Genomic DNA, 23875 nt, shown 5'->3' with positions numbered 1-23875 from the left:
AGCAGTGCGCACGATGTATAAAATAGTTGCACATTTTTGCGGACTCAGCGGACCTTATTTTGACCAAAAGCACCATTTCTCGAATGGTGGCGGACAAGAGGTCCGTTATTCCCCGAATAAGGCTCTCATGTTTCGGATTATACGCTACTTAACGGAACGTGTGTCCGATAGATCCTGCAAAAACGAGCCCATAGCGCAAATAACGGATCTGAGGTCCGATACTGCTACTGCCGTGCTGCAACTCGTTCCGGCTTGCGGCTTGGAAGCTACGGTTAAACTTGCGGTACACTGCTCGCCTCCTACGCCACGAATCCCACATCAGCCAGGCTTGGGTTCGAGGCTGGCTGATGTGGGATGGGGTCCGAGGCGGGGCTTGGTTCCGACGCCGGCTGGCGTGGGATGTGGTCCGATACTGCTACTCCCGGGCCGTAACTCATTCCGGCTTGCGGCTTGGAAGCTACGGTTAAACTTGCGGTGCACTGCTCGCCTCCTACGCCACGAATCCCACATCAGCCAGGCTTGGGTTCGAGGCTGGCTGATGTGGGATGGGGTCCGAGGCGGGGCTTGGTTCCGACGCCGGCTGGCGTGGGATGGGATCTGAGGTCGGGCTTGGTTCCGAGCTAGGCTTGGATTCGAGGCTGGACCTAGTTTCGAGGCCGAGCTTAGTTCCTAGAGCCGCGCCCCGTAGTATTCCCCACGAGAGCAGCCGTATCAGCATGATGATCGGGATCTGCTGGTTCGCAGCACGTACCTCGAGAGCGCTGTACCCGCTTTCTCTATTCATGTCTAACGCCCCATGAACCCCTTCCCCTTCAGGAAGTCCTTCATGTGCAGCCTTACCGGCTCTGCCAGGCGTTTAGCCATAAGCGCCGACCACGGTGTGTTGTTTTTGCCATGGGTACGCAGGGACAAGTATTCGGAAGAGGTTCGATCGTAGTTCTTCACTTCTTCTATAGCCGCACGATTGTAGCTGTCGCGGTGCAGAACAGCCTCCACCGGAAGCCGAGGACGAAGCCCCGGCTCCTGATCCGGGTAACCCAGGCACATGCCAAATACCGGATAGACCAAATCCGGGAGCTCCAAAGCCTCGGAGAACTCAGCAATGGAGTTGCGGACCCCACCTATATACACGATGCCAAGACCAAGCGATTCCGCGGCTATCGCGGCATTTTGCGCAGCCAAAGCGGCATCCACCGTCGCCACGATGAAATTCTCGGTCGAATCTTCATACGTCTCTTGATCAACCACGTGCGCCTCTGCGCTTTTTTTCAAACGATACAGATCCGCGCACCACACCAGAAATACCGGGCATTCCACAATATACGACTGATTTCCCGCTAAAGCGGCCAACCGCTGCTTCTTCTCTTGAGAGGTAACGGCAATTACGCTGTATGCCTGGACGTTGCTTGAGGTTGATGCCATCTGACCTGCTGCCACAACGGTCCTAAGCTGCTCCTCTGACACGGGTCGATCCGAATATTTACGAATCGATCGATGGTTCATCAGAAGCGATATGGTATCATTCATCGGGGTATCCACTCCTTAGGCTGAAAGCATTGTTCCATCTATTATGAAACTTCGGCTTGGGCAGTGCAAGTTCACGCGATAGGTGACACCGCGCAAAAAAGCCGGCTTGCTGTCGATCGCCTTCAGCAGCCGGCTCCTATTTTAGCCAAAGCTCATGGCCTTGGATTATTCCAGGGAATGTTCGTTAGGACACGATATCGTAGCCTTGCTCTTCAATCGCTTCTTTTAATGCTTCAAGGCTGACCTTGTTTTCGTCGTATTCGATAGCCACTGTATTGGATGCAAGATCGACTTTACCGGAAGCTCCCGCATTCTTCAGTGCGCCTTCCACCGAGTTCACGCAATGGTTGCAGGACATGCCTTCCACTGTCAATGTCACTTGTTTCATGCTGTCGTCCTCCTATCATATAATGTTGTACCATTCAACCTTACTATACCCCCCATAAGTATGTAAAGCTCAAGAATTTGCTTCTTTCTGCAACAGAAACACGAAAAAAGTAGGAAGATTTATCCTTTTAATCTGTTATAATGTACATAATTCATTAGATTCATACAGGAAGGGACAAGCTTTTTATCATACTTCCTAAGTTTTTTTATAAAATTTGATTTTTGTTGAAGGAATTACCAATTTGCTGTCGAACTATCTTAATAACAGAGATAATGAACTATGAAAGTAGGAATTCTATCATGGTATTTGACGGCATTATACTCGGGTTAATTGTCGGGCTGATACGTGGCGGACTTCGTCATGGACTGCAGCAATTCAGTAAGATTCGTCTGAAGGGCGGCTTAATCTTCCCCATACTCCTGATTGTGCAGCTGCTCATATTCCGCTTTCAAGTGAACTCTGATTGGTTGGCAGCCGCAAGCGGCTACGTCTTTATGTTCATCTACGTTGCCGGCATGATCTTTCTCTGGATGAACCGGGATCAGAAAGGTTTTGGCAGCATCTTGGCAGGTGTCTTTCTGAATTTCCTTGTCATGGCAGTGAACGGTGGCAGAATGCCCGTTTCCATGGGTGCAGCTTCCGTGCTGGATCCTGTTTATATGGACATGCTAGTGGATGCCACAGCTACTACCAAGCACTATCTGATGGACGCCTCTACCCGCCTGCCGTTCCTGGGAGACATTATACCATTATCCCCGCCGTACCCAAGAACACAGGTTATCAGTATCGGAGATATTATCATGAACTTCGGCATATTTCTCTACATTCTAAATCTCATGACCGTGGGGAAGAATACCGCCAACGTGCAAACATTAGGAACCAAATCCGATACCAATGAACGTGTGGAACCGCAAAATTAATCATACATCATGCCACCTGGAAAGGAGGGAGAACTGTGAAGAAAACTGATAAAATCAAGTATTCCCGCATCGTATTGAATGCGATCATCGTTGCTTCTGTTGTTGTCGCTCTGACTTCCGGTTACAGATTCGGATAATAGACTTCCATAAAAACAGGCTGGAAAATTCAGCCTGTTTTTTTATATCTTTTTCGTTGTTTTGCATCGCAATATACCTTAAAATGTGGAGAATACACCATTGATTTTATTGAGGAGAAATCATTTATGTCCATATTAAAGCGTCCTAGATTCTCTCGAGACTTAGCGGGACAGCTGTATTTTGTTTTTCTTTCTCTTCTGGGCTGTTCAACCTTCCTGTTGGTGCAACAAGGGGAGATTTTCCATTATACTCCTTCACAGTGGGTATGGGTCTATGCGATGTTAGGCGCCGCCCTCATCTTAAATTACTTCACCTTCCAGCTGCCGCCAGAGGGTAATTTACAGTCTATGGATTCCTCTGTTTACCTGGCGTGTATCTTTATATATGGAGCACCGTTTGCGCTGTCTGTCATCCTGTTTGTCTCCCTTACCATGGCGCTGTACGACAGAAAAATCCCCTTCTGGAAGCATTTTGTTAATTTCTCTGTGTATACCGTGATGATCGTCGGGTCCTCCTTCATTTTCAAAATGGCAGGCGGACAAGCTGGCCCTATTCACAATGATCAATTTGGTGCGTATCTTGCAGCGTTGGTTGTTTATTTTGTTATCAACGTATTCCTTGTCGGTTTCTACTATTACCTTCTATACAAAGGATCGTTATATGATATTTTGAAAACCTTCATAAAAGATACACTGCTTGTATACCTTAGTACGCTCATTCTTTCGCTGGTTCTCTCCATACTCATCGTACATAACGGCGTGTTCGGACTAACCTTGTTTATAGGACTCAGCGTGATGCTGTCCTATTCTTTCAAACAGCTCTTCACAATGTATAAACAGGTACAGGAAAAAGCAATCAAGGATCAACGGACGAGCCTGTATAATCACAGTTATTTCGAAAGTTTACTGGAGGACGAGATCAAGAAAGCCAAGGCCAATGAGACGCCATTGTCGCTGGCCATGATCGATATCGATGATTTCAAGAAATACAACGATCAATTCGGTCACCTGAAAGGGGACATGCTGCTCGGATTTCTCGGCAATTACCTCAAGGTGGAATCCGAAACGGCTGAAGTGGTGGCCTCTCGTTTCGGCGGTGAGGAATTCACGATTCTAATGCCGGGTTACGATGACAACAAAGCACGTTCCTTCATTAACAGGCTCCGCAAAAAATTGAACGATACCTATTTTGACGGCGTTGAGATATTCCCATCCGGGTGCCTCTCCTTCTCTGCCGGCGTTGCGTCCTATCGGATTGACATCCATGACAAGTCACAGCTCGTCGAGCTTGCCGATCAGGCGCTGTACTATGCCAAGAAGCAGGGCAAGAATAATGTACACGTATACGGGAGCGGCGCCGAAAAAGAATCCGAGATCGACTTCGCGGAGGACGTCCGCGATATTGAGCAGCAGCTGAAGCTGTTCTTGTATAAAGATGTGGATACGTTCAAACACTCCAAACGGGTATTCCGCTATGCCATGGACATCAGCGAAGTGCTCGGGCTTGATAGTGTGGAACGACGCAATTTCGTGCTCGGTGCACTCATTCACGATATCGGCAAGCTTGAGATTCCTTGGGGGATCTTGAACAAACGGGACAAGCTCACGGCCGGTGAATGGGAAACCGTCAAACGGCATGTCAGCTGGGGTAAACGCATCGCGGAAACGAACGAGAAGTTCAAGGAACTGGTTCCTTATATTGAATTACACCATGAAAGATACGATGGCGGGGGATATCCGCACGGCTTCAAGGGCAGCCAAATCCCCAAACTGTGCCGGATGCTGACCATTATCGATTCCTTTGACGCGATGACAACGGAACGACCTTACCAAAAAACGAAAACCTTCGAGGAGGGAATTGAGGAATTGCTCCGCTGCTCAGGCACGCAATTCGATCCGGAGCTTGTTGAGCTGTTTATTCGTTATTTAAGACTCAAAGCAGAAGCACAGCAGCAGCCTGCAGCCGGTTCGGAGACGTCTTAAAGAGACCGATGCCCCTCCTATTATCACCTCTACATGTTTGATACTTCCCCAAATAAGGTATAAAGGTAGTATCACAACGATAAATGAGGTGAGAAACGGTGACTGACAAGAAAAAGGATCTCCCGCTTCACAACGGTCCCGGCAACATGGATCACCCTGAACAATACCCGACGGAACAAGAAAGCCTGTTCGATCAACATGAGAGCGAACAGCATGTGGACCCGATTCCGATGGAAGACGCCAGACTGGAGCGCCAGGAAGAGAAGCAGCGGGACGGGACGTCAAAGAAGCGTTCATCCAGTAATGATAAGTATCACAGCGGCTTTTAAAAGTGGGACTGACCTTATCACTGCAGCGTAACTTGAACTTATGGGCTCCGTTTTAGCGGAGCCTTTTTATTTCACCTTTTTTTCTTTAATATAGAAGAGGATGAATGCGGATTTAAACCTAGAGATTATATAAAGAGTGGAGTGGACCCTTTGTTTTCCATATGGACGTTAAACCGTGTGCAGCGAAGGATGCTGCTGATACTGATTGCAGCGGTTCTGGTTATGTCATGTCTGCTGGTTCTTACCGGTCTTCATGAACGTTCCCCGAGCATAAGCAGCGTGATCGAAGAACGATATATCCAAAGTGCGGCCATGATCAGCCACCCCGGTGGAGACCTGGAAGACCATGCTTCCAGCGTCATGCCCGGTGTGCCGCTTATGATTGCCGGACTTACCGCCTTATTCGGAAGCATGGATGCCGCCCTGATTGCCTACCAGCTCCTTCAATGCGTCTTCCATGCATTTTCCGTATACTTGGTTTTCGTACTGTCCCGCTACATGTTTAATACGCGAATCGCTTTTCTGTCATGCATGATCTACGCTCTGTTCTGGCCGGCCTACGGTGCAGTCCGGCTAATCCTGCCGGATACGACCATGCAAACCTTAATGCTTCTTCTGGTCTGCGCCGTCATCGGAGCGCTTGAATTGAAGCAGGCTGGCTGGTACGCAGCTGCCGGCGCGCTTACAGCGCTTATGGCTTGTTACAACCTTCAAGCGCTGCTGTATCCGGTATTGTTCATTGCCTTTTGGATCAAGTACCGCAGTCCGATCAAAATCGTAACCGGCGGGCTCCTTCTTATTAGCGCAGGTTATTTGCTCATCTTATCTCCATGGTGGCTGAACATCCCGCTTTTCAATCGTTTGATGTATATGTCCGGTCCGTGGAACCTTGCCTCGCTGTGGCTGGAATCGAGATACATCGAAGGCAACCCTTTGGTTCATCTCTTCCGGAGCATATATGCCGGCCGCACCTCCAAATATGCGGCAGCGATCGGAAACGAGGAGGCCAGAAAGGTTGTGCAATCCGCATTGGACGCCGTCCGTCTCCTCATGCTGTTTGCCGGGACTGCCGGCGTCATCTGGTCGGTTTGGAAATACCATCTGAAACGGCAGCTCCCGGTGCTTCTGACGCTGCTGTATTTTATTGCCGCCGAATGGTTGGTTCCGAGCCTGGACGGCACCGGATTTCCCTATGCGGTCTTCCTGCTGCTCTACGCGGCATTTCTCGCGGACAAAGCGATTATCTATGCCCATAAGACCCGCCTGCTTCGTAAGTAAGTTTCAACGCGAAGCCTGTCATTCCATCATCATGTAACTTTTGCGCCTGAAAGCACTTTATCTTGTGCCTTCAGGCGTTTTTTTCACGTTGTTATAGAACCTTTCAGGCTGATGAAACGTCTATATTATATCTTCGTTTTCATATATCCCTGTCAAGAGAGGTGTCAGGTATGAAAATAAACCGTAAATTTATCGCCATTCTCAGTATCGCTGTGGCCAGCGTTCTGACGGTAAGCATCATACTCTTCTTCACGGATGCTTCGAATCGCTCGGGCCAGCATCATCGCATGAACGACAACATGAACGGACAGGCGCTGGTTCAAGTCGGCTCCACCTTCATCACGCATACCCATCTAACTGCCTATAAGAACAACCTCGCGCATAGCACCGCGCCCCTCCCTGATGACGCTACGCTCCTTAAAGAAATGGCAACGAAGGAATTGATGCTTCAATTGGCCAACGAACAAGGCGTTGCGGCGAATCTGGAGGATGGTATTCAAAGGGCCAAGGAGCTTCGGAAGACGCTCGAAACCCAGCCGCGGCAGGTCCAAGAACAGCACTTGCGCATACTGGATACGATGGGCATCAGCGAAGATCAATACTGGGAAGACTACTCCCCGCCGGAATATCGGGATATGCTATCGATCGAGCGATTAGTGAATAAACTGACGACGGATATCAAGTCTACCCAGCCTGACGTCATAACCAGCACGCAGCAGCTGAAGGATGAACTGCTAAACACCGCATTGGATGAACAGCGAATTATCGTGTTGGATCCGGACATTCAATTGAGGTAACGCTGCATGGTATAAAAAGAGGTGCGACTGCCAGCAATACAACTCTCTTACAGTTCCTACATCACCTTATATACGTTTGAAGCCCGCTCATCTGGCGGGCTTTTGCTTTTTGCGACTAAGGGGTTACATCGCAGCTTCATTACTTTATTGCCGAAAGTGTAACTTTTTGCCCTGGTTAAACGTGTGTTTACTTAGAGGGGAGGACATGAAACTGAACAGTCTTGAATCGGTTTATCAATATTACGTAAAGGACGTTTATCGTTACTTGTACTCCCTCTCTTATGATCACCATACGGCGGAAGACCTGGTACAGGAAACCTTCTATCGCGCTTACCTGTTCCTTGAGGATTGGAAGGAAGAACGAATCAAGCCATGGTTATTTCGAGTCGCCCATAACGCTTATGTGGATTATCAGCGGAAGGCCAGCCGCAGCATCGTGAGGGACTCTGTTTTTTTCGATCAGCTGATCGACCGCCATACCCCGGAGGACATCCTGCTCCAGCAAGAAGCCCAAAGAGAAATTGGGCAAATGTTAACCGATATTCCGGAAAAGCAGCGGCAAGCGGTGCTTCTGGTGGACTTTCATCAATTCACATACCAGGAGGCGGCGGATATTATGGGCATCACCTTATCCCATATCAAAATTACGTTATTTCGGGCCAGGCAGCGGCTGCGGGAAATGAAACGAAAGGACGGGATGTTATGAGCGAAGAATTTAAACGGCGGCTGAAGGATTATGCAGATGGCAAGCTGACTGACGAGGAAAAAATCGAAATTGAGCGGGAAATGGAGAAGCTGGAGGAATACCAGACTTACTTGAACGAGATGATGGATAACACAAGCTCTAATTCTAATAGCGCTATGCATATGCGAGCTGACGATCAGACCGGCCTCTCGCCCAAGAAAGAAAAGCGAATCGTTCGCAGGGGCAAATGGAAAGCCCGAATCTCGAATGCGCTGACAGTAATATCGGCAATTCTGGCTATAACGGTCCTTAGCTCAATTGGTACAGCGTTATTCTACGGTGTCGGCGACCCGAGCCGAAACGATAAATATCAGGATGCCATCGCCTCCGCTATCTCGATCTCCCAACCTAACATCGAGGTTCCACTAAGCAGTCAGGGCAAAGTCTTCTTTATGCAGGAGGTGTACGGGGATATAGACAAGAAAGTGGGGAAAGAACGCGTGACCGTCGGCGAATATACCGTGAACTTCCTGTTCGGGCTGCCGTCCGTCAACATGGACTGGAACGAACGCAGTAGTCCATCACGGGTTTTCTACCGACCGGACGGCCCAGCGAAGGCGTCTTCAGTCGACCAAGACGGAGCTCCCCAGGAACAGTCAAAAGAACAGAACACCAGACCCTCCTCCACCAAGAGCGGTGACTGGTCCAGGCTTTCAAAGCTCCCCGAGGGTACCGTGGCCGAGGCTTATGTATCGTTTAACCGCTTCTTCTCGACCGACGAGCTGCTGAAGCAGTTCGAGAACCGGAACATGGAGCCTGTCTGGTTTGCCGTGGATACCGGGCCGAATGACCGATTCGGCGATCATGATGGAGTCATCACCGATCCTGTCGGCTTCCCATCTTATCCCGTCTGGCATCATGACGATTTGACGGTAACCTCTTATCAGGAAGAAAAACGCGGCTGGTTCGGCAAAATCGTGTCCAGCGGCGGACATTACCCTTCTATAGACACCTACGGGGATGGGGAACTGCGGAATGAACACTTCATCAAGTCGCTGCGGCTTCTGCAGGAGTACGAGCTCATTGCGAATCGGGTGGCTCCGTTCGTAGACGTGGACGCTTCCTTAGCTTATATCGAACAAAACGGCGTTCGCCTGTATGGAGCTGTCGTAACCGGGCCCGTCAAGGAACTGCTGACCCTGCGCAAGGTATCCTGGGTGCATGACCTGCGGGTCGGGGAAGTGCGGTTGTGGAACTGGACCGAGTGACGATCTTTTAGCGAATTCCGTTTGCTTCTAAATGCGTGCTGACATTGAATAAGGGTGCCCAGCCAGCCAAGCCTGCCCCGGATTACACACCGTGCCACATGGAGCATTACGCACGATGTACAATATCACATAGGGGTAACAAATCTCCCGGACTTCCTACATTCGAGTCCGGGATTTTGTTATTCATATAAATGATTTAGGTCATGAATGATCAGCGATTGTGCTGCCAGATGCTTTCCAGATATATTTAGTGAGACGGTCTCTATACGAATAAAGGATCTCAAGATTAATAAGGATTTAGAATTGAAAGGGAGAATGCTATGTTCATAAATCGTATCTATCAATCAAGAGAAAGCCTTATTCGAAAATTCAAAGTTATAGATGCTGGTGCCGAAGCCAGCTTTAATTTGAACAACGAGGTTTTATATATAACTATAAAATCGCATACAAATGATGAACTATTGCTACATTTCAGAGATTTTAAAAGAAACGAGGATGCCCCACCGATTTCTTTAGCGAGCGAATCCTTTTATTTGATTTTGGATAAGGTTAGAACATCAAGCAATGGAGAGAAGTATATGCAACCTATTTTAGATTTATTGGATTCTATTCTTGCGCTTATCATTTTTATTCCAGAGATTAGATACAACGAGATAGACCAAAACACGTTAAATATAATTACCAAGGAGTTTCTTCCGGAACTAACTTATGAAATCGATGGAATAGAATATAGGCTACTACATTCAGCAAGCAACTTAGTGTAACTGTTATATGGTCAATCCAAAACTATACTATTAAATGAAATGGGGTAACGTGATCAGTCTATCAAGCACCCGCCTCACGGCTCTCATCCATATCCTGCGCTTTGCCAGACTTCCGAGAATCCGGTAAACTGGTAGGACGATAATCGAAATACGAAATGATTGGTGAAATTCATGACATCCATACCCTTCTATAAACGCCCGTACGGCGGTGAGCGTCAGGATATTCCGTTTGCCAAGCTGGCTTCCTTCGAGAACAGCCAGGACCTGATCCGCGATGACGCCCCGGATGCGGCTTTTTTTCGCGGCTTGGAATCACAAGGGCTGCTGCTGAACCGCGCCCAAATCCAAGCTGTACGACATACGCAAGGACCGCTGCTTACGCTTGCAGGCGCCGGCTCCGGGAAGACCTCCGTGCTGGTCAGCCGGACAGGCTACCTCATTGCGGCCAAGAAGATCGATCCGTCTTCCATCCTGCTTGTCACCTTCTCATCCAAAGCGGCAGCCGAGATGAAGGACCGCATCATGGCGCTTCCCGGGTTACGGGCTAGCGAAACCGCCAAAGTAACGGCAAGAACCTTCCATTCCTTCTTCCTATACTTGTTGCGAACCCGCGGCTACAGGCAGGAAATCCTGAGCAACTCCAGGCATCAGCAATTTATTATAAAGCGCATCCTGCGAGAAATGGGCTTGCAGGACAGCTACGAAGCCGAGACACTGCTATCGCTCTGGTCTGCCCATCGAATGAGTATGACCGGTCTTGACGAGCTGCCTGTCAAAACACCTGCGGAAGTCGAGCAAAGGCAAATTTTCGCCCGTTATGAGGCGTGGAAGGAAGAACACGGCCAGATGGATTTCGATGATATTCTGGTTTTGTCCTACCGTCTGCTGGCGCAGGATCCCGGATTGCTGGCTTCCCTTCAAAGGCGGTACCGTTATGTGATGGTCGACGAGTTTCAAGATACCGGGCTGCTGCCCTATGAGCTGCTGAAGAAGATGGTCGCCCCGCATCGCAACCTGATGGTTGTCGGTGACGATGACCAGACCATCTACGGCTTCAATGGCGCGCGTAACGAATTCATTCTGGAATTCGACCAGACGTTTCCCGGGGCCAAGGTGGTGACGCTGGATATCAACTATCGATCCCTCTCGTCGATCGTCGGGCTGGGAAATGAAATTATCCGTGTCAACGAACGCCGCCGTCCCAAGCAGCTGCGCTCTACCCGCAAGAGCAGCAGCGTACCGCTGTATCTTCGTCCAGGTGATCCCGACCAAGAAGCGGAGCTGCTGCTGACCCATATTACCGAACAGGTCCGGGAGCACGGAAAACAGTACCGCGATCATGCGATTCTATACCGAATCGCAAACAACAGCCGGGCGATTTTCGAACAGCTCGTGATGCGGGAAATTCCGTTCATTCATTACGAGAACGGAGATCTGTTCTACGAGCAGTGGATTGTCAAACCGCTCATGGACCATCTGCGGCTGTCGCTGGACCGGCGCAATTTCACGGCGATGGAGGGCATGCTTCATACGCTGTACATGAACCGGGACAAAGGGATGGCGTTCATCCGGCAGCAGGATGCTCCGCGTCCCAAGAAGGGGCCTCTATCGCATCTTCTATCCTTTCCCGGCCTGAAGGACTTCCAGATCGAGAATATTAGAGATCGCACTAAGCTCATAAAGGGATTAAAGGCGATGGAGCCCCTTCAAGCCGTACAGGAAATGAGGCGGCAATTCTACGACAAGTTTCTGGAGGCAGACGAACGTCAGGAGATCACCCTCCATAAGGAATTCATACAGGAAGGCCTGGATGAATTGGAGGCCTCGGCGAAGCGTTTTGGCGATATCGCTGAGTTCGTTGAATTTGTCGATCGGCTGATCGTCATTCATAAGGAAATGGCGGCCATGAAACGGGACGAGCAGGCCGATGCCGTCCGCTTAATGACGATCCATAAATCCAAAGGGCTGGAGTTTCCCTCGGTATGCCTGATCGGGGCGAGCGAGGGCATTCTCCCGCATACGTCCGCTTTAGAAGCCGAGCGCAGGGACGATCAGCGTCCGCTGTCGGACAAGGAGGATAAGGCGCTGGATGCACTGGAAGAGGAGCGCAGATTAGCTTATGTCGCTATCACCAGGGCACGGGATGAATTGATTGTCAGTTCGCCTGGCTTTTACCGGGGACGTAAAGCGGAGGTTTCCCGCTTCTTCCGCGATGTGTTCGTCACGGACGAGCTGAGCAAACAAGGCAACCGTATACCAAACAAGGTCGGCGGGTCAACGCCCCGTACATCCTTTACGGCTAAACGCACGATCCGCATAGAGACCTCAACCTCAACCTCAACCAAGCGCTCTTCCCTGCCCTCTTCTGCTGGGCGGGCAATGGTGAGCACAACAACCAGTCAGAGGAGCCAACGAATCGGTTCAGATTCAGGCTCCGCTCCGAGCCCACAGCATCAGGCTGCATCCGCCGGGACAGAGATCGTCGACGTGTGGTTATGCACCAGCGCCAATTGCAAAGGCTGGCAGCGGGTCAACGCAAGAATCCCTGCAGGCACACGGAATCGGGAGAGCAAGGCCTGTCCTTTATGCCAGTCGCCCATGAAGCAGGGGCGCAAAGAGGTTCCGGTGCACATTAGGCGTTAAGGAGCTAGTTACCGGAATTACCGCAAACAATGACATCGTTCATTTTGCTGCCATCATTCATCCATATGCTTGTAAGACGTTATCCAATATACAAAAAGGACTGACCCCTATCGTTCTTCAGCGAACGTATCAGGTCGGTCCTTTTCTCTCCATTGTTTTAATTTCCCGATTTTACATATAAATATGGAAGCGTATACATAATGCGTTACAATGGACTTAAGAAATCATCTTATCTCATGCTTTGATACATACCGAGGAGGAATGCCGTCATGATTAAAGGAATTGCCCATCTGGCGTTTGACGTAGCCGATATGGAGAAGTCCCTGCATTTTTACTGCGATGTGCTTGGTTTCACCCGTGCTTTTGATATCCCTAACGACCAGGGTGAGCCGTGGATCGAGTACATTAAGGTATGCGAGGGACAATTTATCGAGTTGTTTTACGGTGGGCAAAATAAACCGGAGCATGTAAATCGGCCCGTCGGATTCTCCCATCTCTGCCTTGAGGTGGAAGACATCGAGCACATCGCGGAGCATCTCCGCAATCAGGGCGTGAAGCTGGACGCCGAGCCGGTTCAAGGAAAAGACTTCAACTGGCAGTGCTGGGCCAGGGACCCGGACGGCAACCGGATCGAATTCATGCAGCTGGATCCCAAATCGCCGCAGATGAACTGCTAGGTCCTAACTGGCACAGCTGGCAGCGCGTCTTAACGCGAAAGTATTCCGGCAGCTGACTCCTTATTATCGCAAGGTCATCCCGTAAATCAGGGTTGGCCTTGTTTTTTCTTGTGCAGAATGTTGAGAAAGGCCGTGCCATTAAACATCTTGCCAACATCTGTTAATCCGGCTACAATATAACCACCGAATTATTCAAATTTGAATAATATGTACATAGTTGAATATGGAAAAGGAGTATCCTTAACATGAATGCACAACAAAGCAACATCAAATTGGTCGTGGCCGGTCTGCTGCTCGGCATCTTCATGGCCGCCATCGATAACACGATTGTAGCCACTGCCTTATCGACGATTATCCGCGATCTTCAGGGCTTCGACCAAGTCGTTTGGGTAACCTCGATCTACATGGTTGCCGTTATGGCCGGTACACCGATCTTCGGTAAGTTATCCGATATGTATGGACGGAAGCGGTTCTTTATATTCGGGTTGGTTGTCTTTCTGATCGGTTCCGCTCTTTGCGGGATGGCGAACAACATGACAGAGCTTATTATTTACCGGGCGATTCAAGGAATCGGCGGCGGTGCTCTTATGCCGATTGCGTTTACCATCGTGTTCGACCTGTTCCCGCCGGAGAAGCGCGGTAAAATGACGGGTTTGCTCGGTGCCGTATTCGGCACCTCCAGCATTATGGGACCGCTGCTGGGCGCTTTTATTACCGACAGCATCGGCTGGGAATGGATATTCTATGTCAACGTGCCAATCGGTATCGTATCCTTTATCTTCATCATGACTTCCTACAAGGAGTCCCGTTCCCATGCCAAACAAAAGATTGACTGGACGGGGGCTGCAACGCTTGTAGGCGCGATCATCTGTTTGATGTTCGGTCTGGAACTGGGCGGGCAAACCTATGCATGGGATTCACCGCAAATTCTGGGCTTGTTCGGTGGATTCATTGCTCTGTTTTTTGTGTTTCTATTGGCAGAGACCCGGGCAGCCGAACCCATTATTTCGTTTCAAATGTTTCGTAAACGGCTGTTTGCCTCCAGCAATATCGTTGCCTTGTTCTATGGAGCAACCTTCATCGTGGCAACGATCTACATCCCGATCTTTGTTAGCGGAGTGTACGGTGGATCAGCAACCAATTCGGGCCTCATTCTGATGCCGATGATGCTCGGCAGTGTAGTCGGCAGCCAGGGCGGCGGTATGCTGACGACCCGGACTTCGTTTAGAAACATCATGATTCTGTCCGTCTTGTGCTTTATTGCAGGCATTTTCTGCCTGAGCACGATAAGCCCGGATACGCCGCGCTACCTGTTGACGGTTTTCATGATCCTGACCGGCTTTGGCGTCGGATTCTCGTTCTCCACGCTCAGCATGGCCTCCATCCATAACTTTGATGCCAGACAGCGCGGCGCAGCCACATCAACGAACTCCTTCCTTCGCTCCTTCGGCATGACGGTGGGGATTACGATCTTCGGGATTATCCAGCGCAACGGCCTCAACAGCCGACTCGCGGAAGCCGGAGGAAACGCGCCCGCCGGTGCCGAGTTAAATGCAGATGCTGTGCTTTCACCTGAAGTGATGGGCCAGCTCCCGCCGAACGTACGTGAACAGATCACGGCCTCCTTGGCGGATTCCATTTCGAATACGTTCTTGTGGGCGCTTGTGCCTGCGGTGCTGGCTCTCGTGTTCGTGCTGATGATGGGCAACGAACGAGTGACCGTACCTGCCAAGGCCAAGGGAGCCTAATGGCATGTCGATGAAGCTGGCCATCCTGGGCTTGCTGCTGGAAGGAGACCATCATCCGTACGAGATCCGGATCAAAATGAAGGATCGCGGCATGGATCAGTATACGAAGCTGCAGATGGGCTCTCTTTATTACGCGGTAGACCGGCTTGCCGAGGACGGATATATCAAAGCAGTGGAAACCATACAGAGCGATAGCCGCCCGGACAAAACCATCTACCGGATCACGGATGCCGGACGCAAGCTTTTTGAGCAGCTGCTGCTCAAGAAATTCAGGGACATCGAGCCCGTACACCACCCGCTCTATATTGCCCTGCCTTTCTCGCGACACGCGGATCCGGCCGTTCTGGCCCCGATCTTGCAGTCCCGTATCCGGGAGGCAGAGCATCGGGTGAACCAGGCATATCAATTATACGTGGAACACCAGCATATCGTACCCCGCAGCACCCAGCACCTGATGATCGGGATGTACGAACATGCCAAGACCGACCTGAACTGGTTAAAAAGATTGAACGAAGACCTAGTGCAGGGAAACCTCGGCACGATCGGCGAACCGTTGTTTCCGGAGGATGGACCCAAAGAACAGTAACTGTAAGAGGCCTCTCCATCCTGATAATTGACGCAAAAAGAGCGAGCACTTCCCTCATTCCGGGTTGGGCTCGCTCTTTTTATATAAATGCAAAATTTAGAACAGGAATTCATCCGGATTGGAGCCAAAACGTTTGTTTTGGTTCAAGCCGTCAATGGCTGCCATATCTTCCGCCGAAAGCTCGAAATCGAAGATGCCGGCATTTTCGCGGATGCGATGCTCCTTCACCGATTTCGGAATGACGATGACGCCGTTCTGAATATCCCAGCGCAGAATGACTTGCGCCGTGGTTTTTCCGTATTTCTCCGCAATCTGCGCGAGGACCGGTTGATCCAGATTGCCCTGCATCAACGGACTCCACGCCTCCAGGACGATCTGGTTCTCGCGTGCAAATCCCAGCAGCTCCTTCTGGGAGAGCAGCGGATGCAATTCGACTTGGTTCACAACCGGTACAACACCTGTGTCCTCGATGATATGCTGCAAGTGGCGGATCTGGAAGTTGCTGACGCCGATGGAACGAACAAGTCCTTCTTTTTGCAAGTGAATCAATGCCTTCCACGTGTCGAGGTATTTATCTTTTCCCGGCCAGTGCACGAGATACAAATCAACGATATCCAGCCCGAGCTTCTTGCGGCTCGTCTCAAAAGCTTGCAGCGTCTTCTCATACCCCTGGTCATCGTTCCACACTTTGGTGGTGATGAACAGCTCGTCCCGCGAAACTCCGGATTCGCGAATGGCTTGCCCTACGCCCTCTTCATTGCCGTAGATGGCAGCAGTATCAATGCTGCGGTACCCTGCAGCGATTGCTGATTTTACGGACTGAATAACCTCTTCGCCTTCTTTGGTCTTCCATACGCCAAGACCCAGCCACGGCATTTTTACGCCATCATTCAAAGTAGGTCCATCGGTAAAAGTTTGATTGGCCATTCTGAAATCCCTCCTATTATGTAATGCAGCGGTTGTAAAGCCGCTTTCTCCAGTATATCAAAACCCCAGTATCCCGCTCAACGTTACACCACTTGCCAGGGCTGCCTTCATTTTTTTAACTACATTTAACCGGGGTTTAAACTTCGTCCGTTACAATGGTTATATCTGATACAACATTAGCAGCTTAAACAGGAGGATTCACAAACCTATGGAAACCGTTACGCTCATCGGTGCGATCACCGCACTCGCGCTCATACTCATTCTATACATCGGTAATTTAATCAATAACGGACTCACCGCCGCCTTCAACTTGAACATCCGTGCCAAAAAGTACGCTGTGGTGCTGTTAATCATTTACGCGGTGTCCATCAGCGGCTTTGTCCTGCTCACCCAGAGGTGATCCGTCTCATATAGAAAAAGGGCCATCCCTCTCGGAGGTATGTCACCTCCGGGTTCAGCCCTTCATTCCTATCACTCTTATGCAAAAGACTGCGCAGCGAGACTAGAACTTGCGGCTAAAAATACCGAAGCTCAGCAGTCCGCATGACGCCAAGAACAGATACGGCCCCGCCGCTGCCCCTCTTATCGTCTCTCCAAAAAAATCTACGGTCTTGGATGACACGTACATCATTGTCAAAAAAATAGCGACCAGCGCAAAGGCGTATGCTATGATCTTGTTCATCTTCTTCTCGCGAACCACTTTCAAAAATGGATAGATGAAACATACGATGAAAAACACGCCGCCCTGCAAGAAACCATTCTCTGCAGCCACGCCGATATCCAGCCATTTAAAAAAGAAAGAAGCTATCGCTAAACAGGTGGCTATAAAAATCAACTTGCTCCCCAGATCCCACTGCTTGAACCGAAATTTCATCCACGTACACTCCCCTAGTGTCAATCGCCCGGATGCCGTAACACCCTTTAGGCAAACTTAGGGTTCATTATACCGGATTTTTGCGGCGTAGGGTAGATCAACTACAGGTCTGCGGCACTATTGAGCCATACCGTTTTGTTCGCTGCCGGTTGACGTTTCCCCTGCTTAGGTTCCATATCCGGATATCCGATGTACAGGAAACCCAGCATTTTATCTTCAGGCTTCAATCCGAACGCTTGGTTCATCAGCGTATGGAAACACGGCTCGCCTGTTCTCCACACGGCACCCAGACCAAGCTCATGAATTTGCAGAAGCATATTTTGAATGGCGGCAAATACCGCTCCGTACTCTTCAAGTTCAATCACCTTGGGGTCCGTGGACGGTTCGACCGCCACACCGATGACAACCGGAGCCCGGTATGCCTTCGTACGTCCCGACTCGCGTGCTGCATTTACAGCCTCTTCACTCGTATCATCGCCGCCTGCCGCCTGAATGTCACCAAGCGCGTTGCCGAGCACATCACGGCCCTCACCTTGCATAACAAAAAATTTCCACGGCTCCGTGAGCTTGTGATTCGGCGCCCAGGTACCTGCTTCTACGATTTGTTCAATCCATTCCTGCGGTACGGCATCAGGCTTGACCTTGCCAAGGCTGCGGCGCGTTCGGATCGCTTCACTTACGTTCATATCTGATTTCCTCCTGAGCTATATATAGTTGGTTTTATTTTACATACTCCTAATTGAGAGTCTGTCTCAATTATAACAAAAAGCGCACCGTATCGCTTCTAAATTGACCAGTTGAAAATTAATTCGCTGTTTTCAGTTCAACAACCTCCGTATTACACCCTATAATTATTGTAATTCCCCCTCTATTTTACTAGCATTGGGTACGAAACGTCCGCATCTCCCCTCTCATTTTTCTTCTAGATTTCCATGCCATTATCTGGGATAATGATGTTTAACTCATACAAGAAGATTAGGAGGATGATTCATGACTGATAAGCGACTCATAACGCCAGAGGATTTGTACCGGATGCACTGGGTGAATGACCCTGTCGTATCTCCAGCTAGCGGAGCCATAGCTTATGTACATAAATCCGTCAGCGAAAAGTTCGACGGTTACCGTTCCCATATCCGATTGCTTCCTGCAGAAGGAGACCAGGACGTTCCCTACACGTCGGGCGAAGCGGATGCCGCACCCGCTTGGTCCCCGGACGGGTCGGAGCTTGCTTTCTTGCGCAAAAAGGGCGATAAACCACAGATATGGATCATGCCTGCCAACGGAGGGGAAGCAAGACCGGTTACCGACTTGAAGCACGGAGTCAGCGCCTTTAAATGGTCACCGGACTGCACACGCCTGCTTGTTAAAGGCGAGGCAGACGCGGGGAAGACTACTGAAGGCGAGGAGCTAGACAAAGACGGTAAAAACAAGCTGCCCGAGGAAAAAATCATTAATCGCATTAAATATAAAGCCGATGGGCCCGGATTGTGGAATGAACGTCGACATCATCTATACCTCGTGAATCCGGCAACGGAAGAATGCACACAAATTACAGAAGGAGATTTTGATATACAAGCCTTCGCCTGGTCACCGGACGGCACCCGCATCGCATACAGCAGCAGCCTTGCCACGGAGCAATTCCCGGATCCGGATCTTCGTTTGACGGACGATGTGTTTGTCATGGACCTCGCCAGCGGATCCGTAACCGAATTGACGGATGGAACTCTCTCGATCGGCTCCATTGCGTTCACCCCGGACGGGCAGTATATGCTCGTGCTTGCCAGCGATCTTAGCTGCGGTTTTGCCACGCTGACCAAAATCCACTTGATCCCGCTCTCCGGCGGAGAATCCCGCGTGCTCTTCACGGACATGGATATTCAGCTGGGGCACGCCGCGGTCAGCGACATGAGGGCCGGAGCCGGAACGCCTCCGCTGTTCAGTAGGGACGGCCAATCCGTGTACATCCAGCTCAGCCAGGATGGCGGCGTCCATATTGGACGATTTGCCCTGGACGGTTCATCCTATGAGCTGGTGGTATCGGGTGAACGCGAAGTGTACCAATTCGCTCTGACACCGGAGGAGAACGTAGTGTTTGCTGCGGCTGACCCGCTGCAGCCCGGTGATCTGTTCAGCTTCTCTATCGCTAAGAACGAGGAGAAACGTCTGACGAACTGCAACGAGGAGCTGTGGAGCGAGCTTACGTTAAGCACGCCGGAGTCCTTTACGTTCCGGACGTCGGACGGCTGGCCGATTCAAGGGTGGATCATGAAGCCTGCCGGCTTCACGGAAGGCGCCAAAGTTCCGGCCGTGCTTGAAATTCACGGCGGTCCGCAAGCCATGTACGGGCATACGTTCATGCATGAGTTCCAGCTGCTGGCTGCAGCCGGTTATGCGGTATTCTACACCAACCCTCGGGGTGGCCACGGATACGGTCAAGTACACGTTAATACCGTTAGGGGAGATTACGGCGGACGGGATTACCAGGATCTGATGGAAGCTGTCGATTATGTTCTGGATACCTATACCTATGTCGATGCCTCCCGACTTGGCGTAACCGGCGGCAGCTACGGCGGCTTCATGACCAACTGGATCGTCGGTCATACCGACCGGTTCCAGGCAGCGGTAACCCAGCGCTCGATATCGAACTGGATCTCCTTCTACGGCGTCAGCGATATCGGCTACACCTTTACGCAGGATCAGATCTGGGGCAATCCATGGGACGATCTGGAGAAGCTGTGGAAGCATTCCCCGCTCGCTTACGTGAAGGACATCCATACGCCGCTTCTCATCCTTCACGGAGAACAGGATCTCCGCTGCCCGATCGAACAGGGAGAACAGCTGTTTATTGCCTTGAAGCGACTTGGCCGGGAAGCTCAGTTCATCCGTTTCCCTGGTGCCGATCACAACTTGTCCCGAAGCGGCCACCCGCATCTGCGGGTGAAACGCTTAAGTCATATTATCCACTGGTTTGTGGAGCATATCGAAAAATAAACGAAATTAAAAAACCATCCCCGTGTGAACTTGCTCTATGAGCAGCTTATATGGGGATGGTTCTTTGATTAGACGAAATATACACCGTCAAAAAAAGACCGCCAGGCAACCCTGGCGGCAATATAATTGGTGGAAGGAATTACATGGTTCAGTAGGAATAATGAGCAGCTAAAAAAATGACTGAGTCTGAGATTACACTTCAGATGTTCCGTAGGTTGCGAACCAACCCTTAATGGTATTGAAATCATCCGTAAAGGACAGGGAGAGCAGCAGCAGTACGCGGGCTTGTTGAGGACTCAGATTGTCGCCTGAAATGATGCCTTCACCTCCGCCGTATACGCTACCGGAGCCTGTACGGGTCGTTGTTACGAAAACCACCCCCTTCTCGATGGCTTCCTTGCGGGCCGCGCTCATCTCTCTCGAGATGCCGCCTGCGCCGGTGCCGGAAGTGACGATGCCTTTAGCTCCGTCTGCCACAAAGCCTTTAATGGCACCACCGCCGGCTTCCTGATAAGAGATTGCAATTTCAACCTTCGCCAGGTCCTCTTTTGTGATTCTGCTCAGATCAAATACTGGTTTGCCTTCACCTTCCGCCTTCATCGCACGGAGGGGGGCACGGTATATCCGAATATTCTCATCATCGATATATCCGACTGCACCCAGCATAGGCGTCTCAAACGTGTCGGTACGGTAGTCATTCGTCTTGGTTACGCCGCGCGCCAGATGAATCGTATCATTCAGCATTAGCACCGTGCCGAAGGATTCCGTGCGGCCGCTTCCAGCCAGTTTGATGGCATTGTACAGATTCGCCTGCGCATCGGAACCGATCACCGTCCAAGGCCGCATAGAGCCGGTAATGACTACAGGCTTGTCGCTTTGTACCGTCAGATCAAGGAAGTACGCAATCTCTTCCATCGTATCCGTCCCCGTCGTTACAACGACACTGTCATAGACCTTAAGCGCATGGTCCACCGTCCGGGACAAATCATACAGATCCGCCATGGTATACGCGCTTGATCCCGAATTGCCGAACTGGAGCGTGCTGATATCCGCAATCTTGTCCGTATTGGGAAGCTCACCGACCATGTCCTCAATCTTCAACGTACCCGCCCGGTAGGATTGAAAGCTGGTGGCATCCGTCGATTGCCCTGCCAAAGTGCCGCCGGTAGCAATGACCAGCACGTTCGGCCTTGTCGATTGTTTGGAAGCTTCCGATAGCGGAGGTACCGTCGTATTCCTTCCCGGCGTTGCAGGGGTCTGTGCGGGCGGAGCCGTACTAACCGTTCCTTTCACTTCCGTCACCGTTGCAGCATGTGCCGCATAGGTTCCAACAGGTGATAAAGAAATAACAAAAGCGGTGAATGCAGCGGTACTCCAGACCGCTAAAGGACGTTTTGACTTTGGTTTCATCATGGCACTCTCCCTTAATGTTACAATATATAACACATAAATATGTATTCGTTAGAGTTATTCTATTTAATGTTATTTAATATAACAAACCGGACATATTATAGGAAAAGCGTTTACAATTGAAGAAATACAGAAATATAACTGTATTATCAGCCTATTTTAATGAATTGAAAATAATATAATCCAGTAATAGGGAAGTGTTATTATATATAATAGACTTCAAATATGTTATATAACATTACATCAAACTATTATACTTAGCGTTTCTAACCCAATCTTTAAATCTTTGAACATAAAAAAAGGATAGCCCCCATCATGCGATTGGGCTATCCCTGTATATGGCTGTTATTTATCGATATAAGCTCATGACGGTATCATCATGCGAGATTTGCCATAGTGATTACCACCACATTAATCGTTCGAGTTGTGACCTCTACCGAGCGTTCTCATTAAAAGCAATCAATAAACTGAAAATCCTATTCGATGTCAGACTCAGCATGGGTATTCGTCGTAATGTGGAATTCCTTCATCATGTTATGGAAGCGTGCGCCGAAGCCTTCGGAGGCCTCCAGGAAATACTGCTGCTTCACAACAAAGCTGCCGCCCTGCCCGTTATCGAACACATAATATCGTATCACCGGGTCATCCCACTCTTTACCGCCGGTTCCACCAATGGCACGCACTTCCCAGCCTTGAATCGGTTCATCCACGGGATTCGATTCAACCTTCGGATATTCTTGCAGCTCCGTCTGGATCCGCTCCGCTGCCGTCTTGGCATCGATGCCCTCCTGCGAAATTTCCATGAACACTTCCGGATAGCGGTCATCCGTCGGCTTCTCCTTCAATTCAATGCGGTCCACGCCCGATTCATGAATCATTTTAAACCGGCTCTCATCAATATAAATCACGTAATCGGCACCCTCATGCAGCTGATCCACGCTGGTTTCCGGCGTTCCTTCAAGCTCCTGCTCGACCGTTTTCTGGGGAGCAAACCATTCCTTCACCTGATCAAGGAACGCCTGAACCGGCGCCGTCTGAAAGCTGACGGTCAGCACGATGGCTGCCGCAGCGGCGGTTGCCGCAATCCATCCGGCAGTTCTTCGTCCCGAACGGCGGCGCCCTTTCGATTCCCGCGGCGCGAAGGAAGTCTCCGATTCCGCAGACCGCCGGGCTTGCTCGCTATGAATCCGCTCCTTAATCGCCAACCAAATCTCGTCTTTATGTCGCATCGCGTCATCCGTACCCTTTTTCAGACCGTCCGTTATCTCTTGATCCAATGGATCACGTCCCATGCTGATCCCCTCCCCTATTCTGCAGCATCCATTCCTTCAACTTCTTTCGGGCTTTGAACAATCTGGACTTCACCGTGTTGATGTTGAGCTCCATCATGTCCGCGATATCCTTCTCGGCAACATCATTCAAATATTTCAAGATAACGGGAATCCGGTGCTGGTCATCCAGCCGCTGCACCATCTCATATACCTCGCCATGCCGGTCAAAATCGTAGGTGTCGGTTTCCGAGGGAAGATCCCTCTCCTCCGATATCTCGGAAGGCACCACTCTCGCATGTTTCTTCAAATACCGATTGCATTCGTTATAGAGAATCCGGTTGAACCACGGGTCAAAGGGTTTGCTTCCATCATAGGCACCGAGGTTACGGTATACCCGGATGAACGTTTCCTGGACCACGTCGGCAGCGCTTGCCGGACTTCCGGTTACTGCGGTAGCCGTTCGAATCGCCCGATCCGCGTATAACCGGTAAAGTTCTTCAAACAATTCGTCACTGTATTCCGTCTTTAGTCGTTGTATAAGGTCGTGTACCAAACCGCGCTTTCCTCCTTTCACTTGGCCAATCACTTACAATACCCCGTCATGCGGTTAAAAAGTTTTCGATTGCATTATTTTTTAGTATGGCAAAAAAAGGATACCCCGATGCCGCACGG

General features: G+C 50.2%; 23 protein-coding genes. 15 read left to right on the top strand and 8 right to left on the bottom strand.

What is annotated here, in order from left to right; genetic code table 11:
* Nucleotides 1-13 precede the first annotated feature (13 nt).
* A complete protein-coding gene (locus MKY82_RS03120; RefSeq protein WP_339295469.1) occupies nt 14-601 on the top strand; it encodes a hypothetical protein in 588 nt (195 codons plus the stop codon).
* 185 nt (nt 602-786) lie between these two features.
* Here MKY82_RS03120 and nfsA read toward each other — a convergent pair whose 3' ends face one another.
* Nucleotides 787-1527, bottom strand: a complete 741-nt coding sequence (gene nfsA, locus MKY82_RS03115) for an oxygen-insensitive NADPH nitroreductase (RefSeq protein WP_339295468.1) — start codon at nt 1525-1527, stop codon at nt 787-789.
* A 184-nt stretch (nt 1528-1711) separates the two neighbouring features.
* Nucleotides 1712-1915 (bottom strand): cation transporter, encoded by a 204-nt coding sequence (locus MKY82_RS03110; RefSeq protein WP_071222204.1) that lies wholly within the window; start codon nt 1913-1915, stop codon nt 1712-1714.
* A 299-nt stretch (nt 1916-2214) separates the two neighbouring features.
* Here MKY82_RS03110 and MKY82_RS03105 point away from each other — a divergent pair, with 299 nt between their 5' ends.
* The 12 genes from MKY82_RS03105 (at nt 2215) to MKY82_RS03050 (ending at nt 15730) form a co-directional block, all read left to right on the top strand.
* The gene (locus tag MKY82_RS03105; RefSeq protein WP_194540697.1) at nt 2215-2835 is read left to right on the top strand and encodes a DUF5317 domain-containing protein; all 621 of its coding nucleotides are present in this window, start codon (nt 2215-2217) and stop codon (nt 2833-2835) included.
* A gap of 263 nt (nt 2836-3098) precedes the next feature.
* Nucleotides 3099-4955: a diguanylate cyclase gene (locus MKY82_RS03100; RefSeq protein WP_194540696.1), complete on the top strand. Its 1857-nt coding sequence runs from the start codon at nt 3099-3101 to the stop codon at nt 4953-4955.
* Between the two features lie 98 nt (nt 4956-5053).
* Complete coding sequence (locus MKY82_RS03095; RefSeq protein WP_194540695.1) at nt 5054-5284, top strand: hypothetical protein; 231 nt, start codon at nt 5054-5056, stop codon at nt 5282-5284.
* 150 nt (nt 5285-5434) lie between these two features.
* Nucleotides 5435-6562, top strand: coding sequence for a glycosyltransferase family 39 protein (locus tag MKY82_RS03090; RefSeq protein WP_194540694.1), 1128 nt, complete (start codon nt 5435-5437; stop codon nt 6560-6562).
* A gap of 170 nt (nt 6563-6732) precedes the next feature.
* Nucleotides 6733-7359: a hypothetical protein gene (locus MKY82_RS03085; protein WP_339295467.1), complete on the top strand. Its 627-nt coding sequence runs from the start codon at nt 6733-6735 to the stop codon at nt 7357-7359.
* A 205-nt stretch (nt 7360-7564) separates the two neighbouring features.
* Nucleotides 7565-8065 (top strand): sigma-70 family RNA polymerase sigma factor, encoded by a 501-nt coding sequence (locus tag MKY82_RS03080; protein WP_220686721.1) that lies wholly within the window; start codon nt 7565-7567, stop codon nt 8063-8065.
* The gene (locus MKY82_RS03075) at nt 8062-9312 is read left to right on the top strand and encodes an anti-sigma factor (protein WP_339295466.1); all 1251 of its coding nucleotides are present in this window, start codon (nt 8062-8064) and stop codon (nt 9310-9312) included. Before MKY82_RS03080 ends, MKY82_RS03075 begins: the two co-directional genes overlap by 4 nt.
* 320 nt (nt 9313-9632) lie before the next feature.
* The gene (locus tag MKY82_RS03070; RefSeq protein WP_220686723.1) at nt 9633-10076 is read left to right on the top strand and encodes a hypothetical protein; all 444 of its coding nucleotides are present in this window, start codon (nt 9633-9635) and stop codon (nt 10074-10076) included.
* 171 nt (nt 10077-10247) lie between these two features.
* Nucleotides 10248-12719, top strand: coding sequence for a UvrD-helicase domain-containing protein (locus MKY82_RS03065; protein WP_339295465.1), 2472 nt, complete (start codon nt 10248-10250; stop codon nt 12717-12719).
* 269 nt (nt 12720-12988) lie between these two features.
* Nucleotides 12989-13396: a VOC family protein gene (locus MKY82_RS03060; RefSeq protein ID WP_220686725.1), complete on the top strand. Its 408-nt coding sequence runs from the start codon at nt 12989-12991 to the stop codon at nt 13394-13396.
* Nucleotides 13397-13641: 245 nt separating this feature from the next.
* The gene (locus MKY82_RS03055; RefSeq protein WP_339295464.1) at nt 13642-15144 is read left to right on the top strand and encodes an MDR family MFS transporter; all 1503 of its coding nucleotides are present in this window, start codon (nt 13642-13644) and stop codon (nt 15142-15144) included.
* 4 nt (nt 15145-15148) lie between these two features.
* Nucleotides 15149-15730 carry a PadR family transcriptional regulator gene (locus MKY82_RS03050; RefSeq protein ID WP_194540687.1) on the top strand — a complete coding sequence of 194 codons (582 nt, stop codon included), beginning with the start codon at nt 15149-15151 and terminating at the stop codon, nt 15728-15730.
* A gap of 96 nt (nt 15731-15826) precedes the next feature.
* On the opposite strand, the gene MKY82_RS03045 is transcribed toward MKY82_RS03050, so the two are convergent.
* Nucleotides 15827-16657, bottom strand: coding sequence for an aldo/keto reductase (locus MKY82_RS03045; RefSeq protein WP_071222216.1), 831 nt, complete (start codon nt 16655-16657; stop codon nt 15827-15829).
* 208 nt (nt 16658-16865) lie between these two features.
* Here MKY82_RS03045 and MKY82_RS03040 point away from each other — a divergent pair, with 208 nt between their 5' ends.
* Complete coding sequence (locus MKY82_RS03040) at nt 16866-17057, top strand: hypothetical protein (RefSeq protein WP_194540686.1); 192 nt, start codon at nt 16866-16868, stop codon at nt 17055-17057.
* 102 nt (nt 17058-17159) lie between these two features.
* Here MKY82_RS03040 and MKY82_RS03035 read toward each other — a convergent pair whose 3' ends face one another.
* Nucleotides 17160-17531 (bottom strand): hypothetical protein, encoded by a 372-nt coding sequence (locus MKY82_RS03035; protein WP_339221380.1) that lies wholly within the window; start codon nt 17529-17531, stop codon nt 17160-17162.
* A gap of 101 nt (nt 17532-17632) precedes the next feature.
* Nucleotides 17633-18217 carry a nitroreductase gene (locus MKY82_RS03030; RefSeq protein ID WP_071222219.1) on the bottom strand — a complete coding sequence of 195 codons (585 nt, stop codon included), beginning with the start codon at nt 18215-18217 and terminating at the stop codon, nt 17633-17635.
* A 304-nt stretch (nt 18218-18521) separates the two neighbouring features.
* Here MKY82_RS03030 and MKY82_RS03025 point away from each other — a divergent pair, with 304 nt between their 5' ends.
* Entirely contained in the window at nt 18522-20522 is a 2001-nt protein-coding gene (locus MKY82_RS03025; protein WP_339295463.1) for a S9 family peptidase, read from the top strand.
* Nucleotides 20523-20714: 192 nt separating this feature from the next.
* Here MKY82_RS03025 and MKY82_RS03020 read toward each other — a convergent pair whose 3' ends face one another.
* From MKY82_RS03020 to MKY82_RS03010, 3 genes are all read right to left on the bottom strand, one after another.
* Nucleotides 20715-21935 (bottom strand): asparaginase, encoded by a 1221-nt coding sequence (locus MKY82_RS03020; RefSeq protein ID WP_339295462.1) that lies wholly within the window; start codon nt 21933-21935, stop codon nt 20715-20717.
* Nucleotides 21936-22408: 473 nt separating this feature from the next.
* Nucleotides 22409-23224: a hypothetical protein gene (locus MKY82_RS03015; RefSeq protein WP_220686730.1), complete on the bottom strand. Its 816-nt coding sequence runs from the start codon at nt 23222-23224 to the stop codon at nt 22409-22411.
* Nucleotides 23214-23756: a sigma-70 family RNA polymerase sigma factor gene (locus MKY82_RS03010; RefSeq protein WP_194540682.1), complete on the bottom strand. Its 543-nt coding sequence runs from the start codon at nt 23754-23756 to the stop codon at nt 23214-23216. The genes MKY82_RS03015 and MKY82_RS03010 overlap by 11 nt, the downstream gene beginning before the upstream one ends.
* Nucleotides 23757-23875 lie beyond the last annotated feature (119 nt).

The organism is Paenibacillus sp. FSL W7-1279 (assembly GCF_037969845.1).
In the GTDB taxonomy this organism is placed as follows: Bacteria; Bacillota; Bacilli; order Paenibacillales; family Paenibacillaceae; genus Paenibacillus_AQ.
This window is presented reverse-complemented; position numbering and strand designations above follow the sequence as displayed.